We start from the raw sequence: 14,040 nt of genomic DNA on the forward strand, positions 1-14,040 counted from the left end.
AAGATACGATACTGAAAGAGGGATACATATTAGAAAGAAACTTCATGACATGAGCATTCAGCAGTCTTGCAGGGTAAAACATAGGGATGATAGATCGCATGGATTATATTAAGGGAATGGGTAGGAAACACCAAGGGTAATCCTAATAATCCATCACAATAATCATGACAGACGGAGATATATCAACAAGATTTCAAGCACAAGAAACACTTCAATAGAGTTTTTAACTCTTCGAAAAACACGCTATCTGTAAACACGGGATTTAAGGTACCCAAATACGATCAGATAATTGCTTCATATCCCAAATGACACTACAGAAAACTTATGAATACAAATAAGGTGGAAAACTCAAGCAACTATGACGGTATATACCGACAGTACAAAGGAGAATTTTTACAGTGTAACAATGACTTGATATGGCATACAAATATAATCCGTTTACGGGCAATAAGGATAGTGTGGTATGTTCAATGGGTGGAGACGACAGGTATGTAACGTAACGGGCGACACCATGACTGGTGCGCTGACCATAGATGGTACTTCTTGCCGATGCTAAACAACTAGTAGTTCAAGGTCATAGTACTCAAACCGCCAACCTTACAGTACGGCAAAATAACAGTGGAACGGCATTACTTATGTAGACCAAGTTGGTTCATCTAAGTTTGGTGAGATAAATGCTACTGGAAATATCAATTGATGGAACTATAAACGCTTTTATGATACGATTAGAAATGCAACAACTAATTTTGCAGCTTTAATTCAAAACAACGGGGAACAACTAAGGCAACGGTTGGTATTTATAATAACGCTACAAATAATTTAGTCTTCAATCTTGATGGTGCAGATGCAGGAGAAGGCAAACCCTTATTTTAAAAACCAAACTCAGAGGCAGTTTTTAATGATGAGGGGGAGACATGGATTTTTCAGAGTCGAGGGAGATACTAATGTTAATTTAATTTTTAAGATGCAATTGCAGACCAAGTAACTTTTAGACTAACTTCTTCTCTGACCGACAAAAAATCCAGTTTACCAAACAGATGGTAACGAGCATAGATTCGTTTAATGACGGGTATTTGGATTATGGGGTCACCACAGGTACAGGTTTTAATGCTCCTATTACATCTGGTACATGGAATGGGACTGCCATAACTGTACTATGGAGGCACGTGACTGACAACGCCTGGCCAATACTTATAAACACCATTGGAAATGGAACATCGGCTTTTACTTCTTGACTCTTATTTACCTACAACACATCGACAGATAAGGCAACACTTGGGCTTGGCATTGATGGAATTACGAATAACATCTTTACTCTCACATCGGGCGGTACCCCTTGGCAGTATGGTTAAGAATAAACGACAGTCATATAAACCATTACGGCACATAATTTCTCACCTCGTAACAGGTGTCGCTTGTTGGTACAACCTCATTCAAGTGGTATCTCACTATGTCATGGTTGGAGGGTCACTGAGAATAAGGTTGTTTTCAGAGTACAAGCAACAAAGACGGCAGACGGAACTACAAACAGAGGATTGAACAGGTACTACGACACAAACAGTCTACTATTTCCCACAGAATCAACTTCGTCAATCAATACTATTACGAGGGAAATGCATATCGGGGTAAGGTAAACGGCATACCTTCAATGGACAGAATTACAGGGTGCAGGTTCACGCTACACAGTAACTACATCTAGCATGAACACATATTATGATTCAACATTTGACGGGTATCATTTGGAATTGCAGCATCTTGTTTAACAGCAACAACAGGATATATAGAAATCGACTTCAATCCCTCTATTGGTTGGACTGCTAACACTAACACTGGATATACCCATGTTCAGGGTAGGCTCGTTATCGGTTCTATTCTACAGGCAGTATTGTCTCAGCCATTCTAGTTGAAAGTTATAGACCTTCTGGCGGTGCTGATAGTTGGATGACTTGGAGTTCAACGACAACAAACACGAACCTTGTCTACACGGTGTCGCTATCTGCAAAAACCACAACTACTCTAAAAAAATGAGAATATCCTTCTACCACCCTACTCATGGCGTAAGTATAACGGGTATTTCGTTCTTTCCTGATGCACCCCAAAACGTTGCCGAACAAACAAACATCCCCAGATATACCTCGGAGGATTTAACCCTTGCTCATAACTCACTTTCACTAACAGATAGTAATTATGTTCAAAGGACTAAGTTTGAAAGCAAGGTAGCAGACGGGGGAACAGCCCTAGCCTACTTATTCGATACAGAGAATGACCTTGCTACATCTGGTGCAAAGATAGCTAGTTTCAAAAATCAAAAATTGAAAAGGCATTTGTTGATACTAACGGATTTGATGCAGTTGCTTTTAATTACGAAATTTTAGGCCAGGAATAGACAAGTCAATTACCGTATTAGATGCAGACGGTACAACAACCCATGACTAACATTTACAAAGGGTATTATAACTGCATGTGTAACTACTTAATAAAAAAGGGTTATAATATAAACATGGCAAAACTTAAAACTATAAAACTTCCAAACAAAACAGAAGCAAATTATTGGCGTATTACTAAGGCAACCATTGACTTTGATACAAATGTACAAGAAGTTACAATTGCAGGATTTGCAACAAAGCAGGATAGAATAGATGCATACGCTCCCCTAAAATCTTATGCACTATTTATAGAAATACCAGAAGATGATCTAAAAGACATAGCAAAAAGAATTTATAAGGCTTTTGATACTACACCCATCGCAGAAAAAGCTGCTGACGAAGAACAGAAAAACATGAATTTAATTATGAAAGGAGATGACGATATTTAACATGAAACCAGACGTTACATTAACAGGGGATGATTTAATTATCTCAATTCAGGCACTTAATCAGGTAAGCGTACCAGTAAGGGATGCAGACCGCATAAAGTTATCATAAACAAAATGACACTTTTGTTAGAACAATTACAAAAGGAGATAATAACGACAAAATAAAAAAATGAAAATAAACATAAACATAGATTTGCTAGACATCTTCCAAAACTCTTCGCAGTAAGAAAATGAAGATGATTGATGGTGAAGACGAAAGAAACCAAACAGATCTAATCCCATGATCCCAGACAGGGCTGATACAGAAACCATGTATATAAATCCTAATGATATTTCCAGAATTGAAAAGATAAACTGAGAGATATCACAGCACAACACGTACCAGAAAACACACATTTAAAATGACAATTGTTAAAAGAGATAATAAGAAGTGGAAATACGCAGTCACAAGACTGGAAAAAAACTTGGAGATTTTGGTTCGGTTACCGAAGCCAGAGAGATTAAAACAAATCGAATACTTCTACCCGTTTAAGATCTAATAAAAGTAATATGGCACAACCAACAATACCTGACCACTTGATGAAAGAGCTTGATACTTCACCCCTACAGAAAAGATTGTTCAACACATGATTGAAAGTTCAAGAGCTGTAAAGAAGATCGACAATCTCATTTACTGACTCAATTGCCTTTCTAACTATATCATTCTGGTACTTTTTCTTTACAGGTTTAGCCTTGCTATTGGGAAGGAAACTTCCTCGTAAGTGGTTGGATCCTGTCCACACAAATTAGATGCTGGTAGAATATCCAAAAAAATCGAAGACAAAGAACAAAATCACATTGCCGAAGCCAGCAAAAAAGTTGGCGGATACAAAATTGTGGACATGGAAACTAAACGACCTGTTGGCTTGAAAATAGAACCAATGAAGCCAGTTAAATCTTAATGTCTTTTGTATCTTAGATGGGGCAGACTTCTCCTCTTTCTTAATATTTCGTCTTTGTTTTATGGTAATACCTTAGTCGGGATATCTGTCTGGCAGATTTTCCCTCCTTCTTCCATTTTCGATTAAACTTCTTAATCGTTCTTTTCCCGTATCTTTAAGAGACACCATGCTCCTTCCTCGTATATTTTAATATTAACGTCATATCTGTCTTTTAGTAAAGCATACCAGTTTTTTATATTCTTTTCTGAAGCTACGACCTCGTGAGATCTACGGAGAGCCATGTCTAAAAATTCAAATAGGGTAGTATCAGGCAGATGAGTTAAGGTGTTACGGAAACTTATCACTCGACCCCTAGGTAACGTTTTTAAGTAGTCACAGTAATATATATTCTGGAAATGTACCAGCGTGTATTTTCCCATCCTCACTAGCTCTTTTTACTCCCTTGTATTCTGAAGTCACAAAAGTTACTGGATATGTCCACTAGAAAGCTCTATTGCTATGGGGATGCTATTATAACCGACAACAACCAATGGGGACTCTGACTCTTTGGGGATATCTCAAAACAATATCTCTCCATAGGGGATCGTGTATCCAGCACCCGATCGTACTCTTCGTCAAAAGCCGTTCGTTTTCGGGCTTGTACTCTTTATTAATACCAACCCTGGGGATGAGTCTTCCCATCCTTTTGGATGTTTGGATGATTATATCTATTTCTTTGTTTTGTTCCGATTGCTCTTCTTGCCATATTTTTATACCACGCCCCACTTTTAACAGGATATTTTCTGTACTCTACGTTTATCATACCGAACGGGGCTTCCTCGACTTTATGGACGATAGACTTGTTCTTTAGCTTCTGAGTCACTTTAACTTGAATAAACTTAACCACTCAAAATGATTGGGGTTTGCTACATTTTGCAGGTCTTATGGCAATGACATCAGCATTACCCTTCGAACCTGCTGCACGTATGGAATACCAACCCTCTTTATCAAATTTGTTTGCAAGCATTATTTCCCTATTACGACTACGTATGTAATTTTTATTTGGCATTGGGGCGTTTCTCCTCTTTACCAACACTTACACTAGTCTTGGGAGACTTTACTTTATAAATCATACCGTTTCTGAAAGCCATACTCCAATTAATAAAATACTTATCGTGTTCCAATCCTACACGACCTTCTATTCTTCTTTGAGCAGCTTGCACTTGTTGTTCCCAATGATTGAGTTCGTATTGTTTTTCACGAACCATACGGGAATGAAAAGTCAATTCAGCCAATTCTTCTTCGGTTAGCTTAATTCTTCTCCACTTGGTTTAGATAATTTTGCTCCTTTGGGTATTTTCATTTAAGTAAGAATCCTCCTTCTATAAGCACTCTTCTAACATCACTTTCACGCTCTGAGCTGACTTCGATAACCTTACCTTCATATTTTTTCCCAGCTACATGAGCATATAATGTCCTACCATCTGCGCTGTGTATTTCAACAGTCCTTGGTGCTTCTTCTACTTTAACTTCTTCCTTCTTGATTTCTGTCTTTTTTGTTGTCTTTTTTTAGCTGCCATACTACTCACCTCATTCCACAAATTCAGTCTTCTTTTAAAAATTCTTCCTGGTCTTTGTCTACATCTCCAGCAGAAATTTGTCCATCTTGCACAAACTTATCAGGTGTCCAATGAGTCTTTCGAAAAGCTTTGGCTTGGGGATTATTTGGAACCCCGTTTGCTTCCTCTTCATTTTGATTATCATATTTTTCGGCAGGTACAAACTGCGCTCTTTTAGGAAGAGAACCAGATCGACCCTTTTGGGCTTGAATTGTTGTTCCTGCGATATCTGTTAAATCCATATTATTTTGATACTACTTCAGGGAAATCCCTGCCAATAATTTTATACACTAAATGCAGTACGATCAAATAAAATAATACTGGAAGGAAAAATATTATTTTCAAGAAACGTCTCAACATGTATATACGTTACCTTGCTGTCAATTAAGTGTCAAGCAGGAATCTTATCAATAATTGAGTCTTTGTTTACAGAACCCCAATTGTCTCGGATAACCTTGGCTAACGCTGCAATAAATCCAGCGACAAAAGCTGCCAATATAGCAAAACTGTATTCTTGGATATTTTCCAAATCGGGTTTCAAAACTACGCTAACAGCTACTACTGCTCCTGCTCCACCTGCTACTGCAGTACGCAAGAAATCTCCAGGCTATTATTTTCCATTGCGGATAGTTATTAGCATCTTCATTTGTACTTCATCTGCCATATTACTTCACCCCCCTTGCGCCAATTTTTAAGACTGTTAAGATGATCTCTAATTAAATCTATTATATTGGTTTTTACAGCCTTAGTTCCGATAACTTTTTTCTCAACCCATTGATCTATTTTGTCTTCCAAAGGTTTTACAGCTCGTTCGACAGCACCCACAACTGCATCATTCGTTTTTGTTGTAGTTTAGTAATGCTTTTCTAGTTTCATCTTCTGATTGTTCTAAATTTTTAAGACGTAAATTTATATCAGAGAAATCTTTTCTGTCATCAGCCATATCTTTATCAATCCTATTTACGTCTGCACTAACACTATCTACCCGTTTGTCTATGCGTTCGATTGCTTTTAATAAGTTTTTGTATTGGCTATCTTCCATGAAGTTAGTTTTCAGCAAGCTTTTGTAAAATATTAGAAGCCATTACAACACCTCTTTCAAGAGTTGTAACTCTTGTTTCAAGATTCTTAATTTGTTCGCTTAACTCGCCATTTTGTTTTTTCAATTCTTCACATGGATCAAATGGTGGTATTGGTGGTTCTTGATTGTAGGGTATTCCAAAAGCCTTACAGATTCCCCGTACAATTCCTTCTACCACCCTTGGTCTATTAAAATGTAATAAGGAATGGTCATCAGGAACGTGCATACCAACACCGCACTCAATAATGTTGCATGGAGTTTTGGCAGTTAAATACTTCACATATAATAATATTTAGTGTTAGCGTTTCTCCTTTCGGATCGATTAACTACATCAGTCGTTTTAAAATATTCTTCTTCTATGTCCTTGCAAATGCGTTGAGATTCTTGTGTAGCTTTGTCTACTTGAGGATCTGGAAAATCAACAAACCCTCCGCCCCTGCCGTAAATGTCAGCATCATAATGTATAGAAAGAAACAAATCGAAATCTTGTGAAGTTATATTGTGGTCATCATTGGCATTGGCATCAGTTGTATATACATCAAAACCCCTTCTGCGAAGTTCTCCTGCGACTTGATCTCTAATATCTACATTGAAGCTCATTTCATTGGGCGCACCTGTAGAACGTCTTAGTGCAACAATGGAATTATACTGGCAGTTCTGATGTCCAGCTTGTAGGCAGATTTTTAGCTATCATGCTTTTAAGAGTTTACACTCTTCTTCTTATCGGTGTCAACCTATCTACGTTTAAATGTTGCACCTATGGCAAGTGGTACAGTAATGAAAAATACTAATACTGTCCATGTTCCAGTAAACCAATAATAAAAAGCCAAAGCATTAATAAACCCTACAAACATTATTGTATATATCCTACATAAAAATATAAATCCATTTAGTATTTATTTCTCATTTCGATTAACTCTGTTATCTTTACGCTGTTTATGTCTTTAGCAAAGATAGCTAATACCTTAGCTCTTCCAAATAATTCTCGTAATTGCATGTTAAGCTCTACTAAACTCTTTTGATCTCCAGCATCTTCTTTATCAAATATTAAAAGATATCTTCCCTTCGAATTGATCTTTAAAATTTTAGCTGGATGTAATTTAATATCAGACATAACTCAGTAATGAACATAGAATACTATATGTGTAGGTATGTGTCAAGTATCAAATAAAGTTGGGGCTAGTGCCTGCCCAACAACTAGCCCCGAACTACTGAGACTCTAACACATAGAAGTGCTGGAGCAATTATATTTTGACCTATTAAGATCTTCTTGTCAATTGAAAAACAATCATTTAAAGTAATAGCCTCTATAACAGAAATATCCCCTTGACACCGAGGTGTGTTTGGGGATATTCTGATTCGAGAATTATAAACAATACATTCTACAACACAACTACTTCAAAAAGCAAATCCAATTGTTTACAGGGGACTGGAGCAGGCACGCTGTTCACCCCCCCTTCTAATAGAGTGAACGGAGCAAGACCTTTTCTCGGAAACAACACTCAGGAATATGGTTTATAACTGAACCAAAAGTCGGTATTACGGTGACACTCACTGGCAAAGAGAAACCTGTTTACATAAATCAGTTACTAGTCGAAAATAAGAATACTTACTTCCCTGGAGTAAGAGCCTTTCTGTTACAAGCCTAGGGAATGTTAGTAGAGAAAAGAATATGGCAATAAATCAAAATAGTATAGATTACAGTAAGCTGACAACACAGCAAGCTTTGAGGACTCTAAAGACCAAAGAAGAAATTGCAGAATATTTCAAGTATAGATTTGGTGAGATTAAAGCAGAGAGAAAGACATTGGAATGGGATTTAGAACATCAATGGGAAGAGAAACAGAAAGTTAAGACAGAAAAATCCGAAGACGAAAAACGAGCTGATGAAGCTTTTGAAGCCATAAAAGATATATTTAAAGATATATAAGTACAAGTTCACCTGTCTTGTGTTGACCCTTTTTGATAATAGCACAAAACGGGCAGGTTTTGTTTACCAGTACATTCTAACCTCGTGTATAAACTTTGGTAGCCAATACACAAGAGTTACAAATGCCACGCTGGCAAATAGTAATTTTTTCATTTTTCTTTCACCCCTTCTCGTTTTCTCTAACCCAAACCCTGGAGTGCTAAGATTGATCCAACCACATACATACCTATTCCAGCCACGCCATACAAAGAGTCAGCCAGAGCCACGTTGGTAGCCTCAATCATAGTGGCAATTATACCAATCACCACCACAGCCATAAAGATTTGTGCAAGTGTTTTATCCATACTTAATCACCTTCTTTCATATTCTCCTCTTTATTTGTCATTTTGTTTTGGTGGTATGTGACCCGTCTTTTCCCCACCTTCTTTCCCCAGTTTCTTAACTGAAAACATCATGCCATTCCAGTAACATAAGATTGCACCATGCATATCAGCCTTGAAAAACAAATCGTCTAGTGTCTTGATTTCGCCTTTTGGGGTTTTCATATCTGTATAAGTGTTTATTTGGCTGATTTAAATTAACACTTGCTGTGCCAGTCTTGCCTCTGCTATCTTTACATATTCTTCGTCTAGCTCTATGCCTATGAAATTATATCCGTTCATTTTACAGGCTATTCCTGTAGTGCCACTTCTCCATAAAAGGATCAAGGACTGTTCCGCCCTTAGGCGTTACCATTTTGATTAGATATTCCATAAGGGCAAGAGGCTTAACTTGTTGGATGGTTGTTTTGTTTGGTAATCTATTTTCAGGATTTCTATTATTCTCTATCAAACCCTTTTCACTGTGAAACCCTCCATAGTCAATTCTATCCTTGTCCTCCATATCCTCACACCCCTTATTCCTCTCACTCTTACTTGCCTTTGCTGTATAGATTATTGATTTGAAGAAACGAGAGGCGTTGCCCGAATCTCCAAAACCACAACCATCATTATTTTTCTCTGTTCCATATTTACCATAGACTTTATTATTCAACACGCCTACATTTCCACCTTTTGAAACTCCCGTCTCAGGAAAACACTCTCTTACTTCTTCGCTGTTGTCGTGGATTAGGTTGGCAGGGAAGCGACCCAAATTATTTGCTGGTGTTGCTGTGCCTTTTGCTTTACCTTCTCCAACATCAAAATTTACTCCATTATTATTTATGCTTGCCTTTGCATCTAACATTTCCTTATCTTCTTGCGACATTCCCACCTACTCTCATCTATATTTATTCCACCTGTTCCCCACTTTAATACGTTCTCGGCTACCGTCTTTTCTGACAAAGGTTTTCGTGCCATACAAATAGGTTCGTGTGCTGGTTTAAGAGCAGTTCCCCAGCCTTCCCATTCGGAAGTACCCTTATCTTTGTCTGGTCTTGGTGGAGATTGCCATCCTGTTGATGTTTCTCCTTTAGTCAAATTGTATGGTCGGTTCGCAGGATTTTTAGAAAGCAAATTCCCTCTCATTCCCCTGCAACTTATCTACTGCCTTACCTATATTCAAACTTTTCCGGAAGCCCGACCCATACACCCATTCAATCATATCTCTTATCTCCAAATCCTGCATCTTCAATAGCTACTGTCATTCTGTGGTAAGTTCTTGTACCACCAAAAGATAATAAGTATCCACCAGGCTTTAGCACCCTAAGGCACTCTTTCCACATCTCAACATTGTAAGCAATACCTGTGTTGTCCCACTTCTTACCCATAAAACCAAGCTCGTAGGGTGGATCGGTTACAACACTCTCTAGCGAGTTCTCATCTAGCGTTTTTAATATATCTAAACAATCACCTTGAAAAATTGTATTCATACATTTATATCTATATAGAGATGTACGATAAACTCGTACAACTGAAATTTAAACAGTTGCTAAAACATCCTTTTTATGTACTAGCAAATATTTTTTGTTATTGTATGTTATGTCCTCACCAGACCAGCGTCTGAAAATTACTATGTCACCAGCTTTATATTTATCCCCTTGCACAACTTCACCTTGTTGATGCACATCGGTTTTTGTTTCTGGCAAATATATACCCGACTCAGTTTTTTCTTCTCTGTCCTCTACTTTAATTAGTATGTAATTTTCTGTTGGCTTTATCATGCTTTGTTATACATTAAGTTCTACATTTTCTTTTTTCTTTAAAATTTCAATCGGAAAATAGTATTGACTCTCTTGCCCCACCCTTTTTAAATTCCAATGCTTTTTGGCTTCCTCAACTGTAACTGAATAAACAGTTCTTCTCTTTGGATCATATAGCATGATCTTTGTTAGTCCCTGTTCAGGTATCCACTTATCAACAACTGTCTTGTGTAGAGATATTTCTCTAGTCATCCAAAGAACAGCTTTGTTAAAATCTATCTTTTTAAAATAGATGTCATTGTTAATTGTTTTACCTAAATTTACTTTCATGTTAGTTAAGTCTCAAGCCTCGGAGGCTATGAAAGCCCCCGAAGTTTTTTACTTAACTTGCGTTTACACCCTCTTCTGTGTAGACGTCTTCTAGTTGTTTAAATTCTGCTATTGCTTTTACCTCTTCATCTGTCAGATCAGATTTTTTGGGAGAAGCTATAACACTGTATTCAGTTCCCAATCCTTTCCCTTTTCTTTTGATAGTTACATCATAATGTCTGGGGTCTCCATACTCTTTGTCAGTTGCGTATGCGAGAATTTGCCTGAACACTGTTACTGGTGCTTCGTAAACAAAGATCTTGTTATCTCTTTCCCTGTCCAGAATGAGATAAGCATATTTGATCTTTACTTTTTTTCTTTCTGGTGCGATTTCACCTTCCGCTAACAAAGTCGTTTTGTATGAATCTTTAGTTCCAGAATCATAAAAACGGATTTCTAATGGTTTAGTGACCAGTCTTATCCTGTTATCTCCTTCTTCAGGTTTCCAAAATAAGCCTCCTTCGCCCTGTGGGATATCATAATTGCTATAGTCATCTATTGTTTTTGGCATGTTTGCTTCACCCCCTTTTTTTTCTTCTTCATAAATCTGGTTGATAATTTCGTAAGGATCGTTCTGACTATCATTATAGCTAAATTCAGTGTTAGTATCGGCAGTAGTCTCAGTTTCTGCATCTTTTAAATAACTTTCAATCCATTCGACATCACTTTTTGGTAAAATTCCCTTTTTTACGCTAGTCACATCTTCTTTCAAAATTCTCAGAAGCTACGCTCTTCACCTATTCCAATATTTTTAGCTCTCAATATTCCAGCTTCAACCATACGCTTAATATGTCTTCTGTTGGTTCTAAGAATATCGGCTGCTTCGTCTAATGTTAAAAACATATCTTTAATCTTGGTCATGTCTATACATTACAATATATGCTACTACTTGTCAATAGTCAATCTGTTATTTTCCTAAGGTTTCTTCCTATTTCGATTAACATTTCTTTTTTGGTTAAAAGTATTCGCACATCAGTTTTTAAGTCCATGTATTGCTCGAATATGGATGGACTTTTACCATCCTCTGACATTCTTAACTGCAATTTGGCTGATGCTTCACGCCCTGCTTGAGTGCTTTCCCCAGCTTGTAGTAAAAATCTGTAGTATCTTCCATAATATTCCGACTCCAATTTTTCAAGAGCTGGTATTTTCTCAGTCAGTTCGTTCATCACATCAACCATTTGCTTATTTATGGCTTGTAAATTTGTCTTTCCCATTTTAGCTAATATATGTTGCTCCGCATGGACAATATGTTACAAATTCAGCATAACCACCGTCTCTGTTTTCAAGTACAGGATCTGGCAGTCTTCGACCACAATCAAGACAAGTATCTGCTACTGATCGCCTGACATCCTTATCTTTTTGGCTTTCCATTTCGTCTATGATAGTACGTAGGGCACCAATTGTTTTTTCATTGTCCCATTTGTCGGCAAAATCATATACATGTTCCGCCAATGTTTCGTAGTCTTGTTCTAATGCTATATCATTTTGTTTGTGACTCATTAATTTTCACCCCTTATTCTAGCCCACGCTTTGACATCCTTATATCATGGGCTAGGTAAACGGGTTATAGTATCTCTGGCTGTTTAATCTGATAACCATAAGCCCAATGTTTGTTATCAAGTGTCACGATAACCTGTTCATTGTTTACTTTTTCCCATTCCACCTCTTGAACCTCTATACCAGACTTGCCAATACATTCAACTTCGATTGACATTATCTTAACAATTTTCGGTTTTTCAGTATTCCAAGCCCCTTCCATTCTACATAATCGCCTATTCTCATAATTGGTTTGTGATTAGCAAGGTACTCTTCCTCGCCTGCAAGTCCTACTATTTGTTGTTTCATAATTATCACCCCCTATTCAAGCCCTCCATAGTAGTCACTTGTTGCCTTGCACAAATGACTACTAGCAAAGCTCAATCTTCTTTGACTAATTCTTTTAATGCTTCGTATGTTTTATCATTCATGTTATTTAGACAATCTAAACAAAACATGCTCTTGCACATTTTCTGGTAGTTGTTCGAGCTTTATTTCCTTGCCCAAATGTTTATCGTCTATTGCATAACCCCAAGTGCTAACCCCATATTGTGGATGTGTAGGGTCATCGCTAACAGACAAGCAATCTATTTGATATTTGCCTTCTATGGTTTCAATTCCATAGTGAAACGGCAATACTAATATTGAATATCTGTCGGCGGTTTTGCCGTTGTTGTCATATATTTTGTATATCTGCATTACTTTCACCTTTTTTAAGTTCTGTTTAGTATCCGCTATCACTAACGGATACTAGCAAAGCTCAAAATATATAAATCTCTGGCTCTTTACCCGTTGATGATTTCACAAAGTGTTCGAGCTTGTTGGCTTCGTTTTGATTATCTGCGTATATCAATACTTTATACTCTGGAAATGTAACTTCAATGGCTCTTGAGCCATCCATTCTCATAATGTCTGGCAAGTCTTGGTTGACCCATTCTCTACTAGGTCGAATACACTTGATATATTTGGTTTTGCTCATGGCATTATTAAATTTATACTTCATATTTACTCACCCCCTTTGTTTAAGTTCTGATTAGTGCTACCTATTGCTAAGTAGCACTATCAAGGCTTAAACCTCCATGCCTAGGTCTATAGCGATTTGTCTGCTTGTTTCTTCAAAAGCAAACCAAGCTAGCCAATTTTGTGCGTCTGTGTCGTTTGGTATGTGTACTTCAAGCCCTTGACTGTTCATGTCCTGCTGTAACTCTAAAATGTCATCAAGATATTTTTTAGTGAAAGCGTGAGTGTCTTTGTAGTAGATAAGAGCGCATACCATGCCACTGATACAACCATGAGATAGTAAATCATTGAACCAGTCTTCTGCTTTTTCATAGTCTTCTATCTCATCGTAGATTATACTTGCAACTTCTTTATATAAATCAGTTACGTTATAATCGTCCATTATGTTTTGCAATTGTTTTTGTGCTTTTTTGATTGTCATTTATATCTCACCCCCTTGCATTTTCATTAGTGTATTTAACTCCATTGTGCATACTAAGGTATAAAGAAGCAGAGCAAGCAATAGGCTAGCTATTATTTTAATAGTTGTCTTATGATTACGCAGATATAGTCGGGCTTTGCGTCTGTTAAATATGGTATAATTACCAAGTGTTATAATTCTCATGTTAGTGTGTCTCAGTAGTATAAA

General features: G+C 37.2%; 23 protein-coding genes and 2 pseudogenes. 4 read left to right on the forward strand and 21 right to left on the reverse strand.

Going from position 1 to position 14,040, the window contains the following annotated elements; all coding sequences use genetic code 11:
• The first annotated feature begins 1,037 nt into the window (after positions 1–1,037).
• The 3 genes from IPM48_14715 to IPM48_14725 all read left to right on the forward strand — a co-directional run bounded on the left by IPM48_14715 (position 1,038) and on the right by IPM48_14725 (position 2,815).
• On the forward strand, positions 1,038–1,235 hold the full coding sequence (locus tag IPM48_14715) for a hypothetical protein (protein ID MBK9272835.1): 198 nt from the start codon (positions 1,038–1,040) through the stop codon (positions 1,233–1,235).
• 789 nt (positions 1,236–2,024) lie between these two features.
• The gene (locus tag IPM48_14720; GenBank protein MBK9272836.1) at positions 2,025–2,375 is read left to right on the forward strand and encodes a hypothetical protein; all 351 of its coding nucleotides are present in this window, start codon (positions 2,025–2,027) and stop codon (positions 2,373–2,375) included.
• A 125-nt stretch (positions 2,376–2,500) separates the two neighbouring features.
• Positions 2,501–2,815, forward strand: a complete 315-nt coding sequence (locus tag IPM48_14725; protein ID MBK9272837.1) for a hypothetical protein — start codon at positions 2,501–2,503, stop codon at positions 2,813–2,815.
• A 1,827-nt stretch (positions 2,816–4,642) separates the two neighbouring features.
• Here IPM48_14725 and IPM48_14730 read toward each other — a convergent pair.
• From IPM48_14730 to IPM48_14765, 8 genes are all read right to left on the reverse strand, one after another.
• Complete coding sequence (locus tag IPM48_14730; protein MBK9272838.1) at positions 4,643–4,762, reverse strand: hypothetical protein; 120 nt, start codon at positions 4,760–4,762, stop codon at positions 4,643–4,645.
• A 31-nt stretch (positions 4,763–4,793) separates the two neighbouring features.
• A complete protein-coding gene (locus IPM48_14735; protein ID MBK9272839.1) occupies positions 4,794–5,030 on the reverse strand; it encodes a hypothetical protein in 237 nt (78 codons plus the stop codon).
• Between the two features lie 308 nt (positions 5,031–5,338).
• Positions 5,339–5,596, reverse strand: a complete 258-nt coding sequence (locus IPM48_14740; protein ID MBK9272840.1) for a hypothetical protein — start codon at positions 5,594–5,596, stop codon at positions 5,339–5,341.
• Positions 5,597–5,745: 149 nt separating this feature from the next.
• The gene (locus IPM48_14745; GenBank protein ID MBK9272841.1) at positions 5,746–5,949 is read right to left on the reverse strand and encodes a hypothetical protein; all 204 of its coding nucleotides are present in this window, start codon (positions 5,947–5,949) and stop codon (positions 5,746–5,748) included.
• 237 nt (positions 5,950–6,186) lie between these two features.
• A complete protein-coding gene (locus tag IPM48_14750; protein MBK9272842.1) occupies positions 6,187–6,396 on the reverse strand; it encodes a hypothetical protein in 210 nt (69 codons plus the stop codon).
• Positions 6,397–6,400: 4 nt separating this feature from the next.
• The gene (locus IPM48_14755) at positions 6,401–6,715 is read right to left on the reverse strand and encodes a hypothetical protein (GenBank protein ID MBK9272843.1); all 315 of its coding nucleotides are present in this window, start codon (positions 6,713–6,715) and stop codon (positions 6,401–6,403) included.
• The gene (locus tag IPM48_14760; GenBank protein ID MBK9272844.1) at positions 6,712–7,116 is read right to left on the reverse strand and encodes an N-acetylmuramoyl-L-alanine amidase; all 405 of its coding nucleotides are present in this window, start codon (positions 7,114–7,116) and stop codon (positions 6,712–6,714) included. Before IPM48_14760 ends, IPM48_14755 begins: the two co-directional genes overlap by 4 nt.
• 208 nt (positions 7,117–7,324) lie before the next feature.
• Positions 7,325–7,549 carry a hypothetical protein gene (locus IPM48_14765; GenBank protein MBK9272845.1) on the reverse strand — a complete coding sequence of 75 codons (225 nt, stop codon included), beginning with the start codon at positions 7,547–7,549 and terminating at the stop codon, positions 7,325–7,327.
• Positions 7,550–8,107: 558 nt separating this feature from the next.
• On the opposite strand from IPM48_14765, the gene IPM48_14770 reads away from it, so the two are divergent.
• Positions 8,108–8,365 (forward strand): hypothetical protein, encoded by a 258-nt coding sequence (locus tag IPM48_14770; protein MBK9272846.1) that lies wholly within the window; start codon positions 8,108–8,110, stop codon positions 8,363–8,365.
• Positions 8,366–8,544: 179 nt separating this feature from the next.
• On the opposite strand, the gene IPM48_14775 is transcribed toward IPM48_14770, so the two are convergent.
• From IPM48_14775 to IPM48_14835, 13 genes and pseudogenes are all read right to left on the reverse strand, one after another.
• Positions 8,545–8,709 (reverse strand): hypothetical protein, encoded by a 165-nt coding sequence (locus IPM48_14775; GenBank protein ID MBK9272847.1) that lies wholly within the window; start codon positions 8,707–8,709, stop codon positions 8,545–8,547.
• Positions 8,710–8,739: 30 nt separating this feature from the next.
• Positions 8,740–8,910 carry a hypothetical protein gene (locus tag IPM48_14780; GenBank protein MBK9272848.1) on the reverse strand — a complete coding sequence of 57 codons (171 nt, stop codon included), beginning with the start codon at positions 8,908–8,910 and terminating at the stop codon, positions 8,740–8,742.
• A 27-nt stretch (positions 8,911–8,937) separates the two neighbouring features.
• Positions 8,938–9,610, reverse strand: a pseudogene (locus IPM48_14785) (site-specific DNA-methyltransferase).
• A 270-nt stretch (positions 9,611–9,880) separates the two neighbouring features.
• Positions 9,881–10,214: pseudogene (locus tag IPM48_14790) on the reverse strand (site-specific DNA-methyltransferase).
• 48 nt (positions 10,215–10,262) lie between these two features.
• The gene (locus IPM48_14795) at positions 10,263–10,505 is read right to left on the reverse strand and encodes a co-chaperone GroES (protein MBK9272849.1); all 243 of its coding nucleotides are present in this window, start codon (positions 10,503–10,505) and stop codon (positions 10,263–10,265) included.
• Positions 10,506–10,511: 6 nt separating this feature from the next.
• Positions 10,512–10,814 carry a hypothetical protein gene (locus IPM48_14800; protein MBK9272850.1) on the reverse strand — a complete coding sequence of 101 codons (303 nt, stop codon included), beginning with the start codon at positions 10,812–10,814 and terminating at the stop codon, positions 10,512–10,514.
• 52 nt (positions 10,815–10,866) lie between these two features.
• Complete coding sequence (locus IPM48_14805) at positions 10,867–11,565, reverse strand: hypothetical protein (protein ID MBK9272851.1); 699 nt, start codon at positions 11,563–11,565, stop codon at positions 10,867–10,869.
• Positions 11,566–11,570: 5 nt separating this feature from the next.
• Entirely contained in the window at positions 11,571–11,714 is a 144-nt protein-coding gene (locus tag IPM48_14810; protein MBK9272852.1) for a helix-turn-helix domain-containing protein, read from the reverse strand.
• Positions 11,715–11,752: 38 nt separating this feature from the next.
• Positions 11,753–12,070, reverse strand: coding sequence for a hypothetical protein (locus tag IPM48_14815; protein ID MBK9272853.1), 318 nt, complete (start codon positions 12,068–12,070; stop codon positions 11,753–11,755).
• A gap of 1 nt (position 12,071) precedes the next feature.
• Complete coding sequence (locus IPM48_14820; GenBank protein ID MBK9272854.1) at positions 12,072–12,356, reverse strand: hypothetical protein; 285 nt, start codon at positions 12,354–12,356, stop codon at positions 12,072–12,074.
• A 468-nt stretch (positions 12,357–12,824) separates the two neighbouring features.
• Positions 12,825–13,091: a hypothetical protein gene (locus IPM48_14825; GenBank protein MBK9272855.1), complete on the reverse strand. Its 267-nt coding sequence runs from the start codon at positions 13,089–13,091 to the stop codon at positions 12,825–12,827.
• A 61-nt stretch (positions 13,092–13,152) separates the two neighbouring features.
• A complete protein-coding gene (locus IPM48_14830; GenBank protein MBK9272856.1) occupies positions 13,153–13,395 on the reverse strand; it encodes a hypothetical protein in 243 nt (80 codons plus the stop codon).
• 66 nt (positions 13,396–13,461) lie between these two features.
• Complete coding sequence (locus IPM48_14835) at positions 13,462–13,833, reverse strand: hypothetical protein (GenBank protein MBK9272857.1); 372 nt, start codon at positions 13,831–13,833, stop codon at positions 13,462–13,464.
• Positions 13,834–14,040 lie beyond the last annotated feature (207 nt).

It is taken from the genome of Saprospiraceae bacterium (genome assembly GCA_016715965.1).
In the GTDB taxonomy this organism is placed as follows: domain Bacteria; phylum Bacteroidota; class Bacteroidia; order Chitinophagales; family Saprospiraceae; genus Vicinibacter.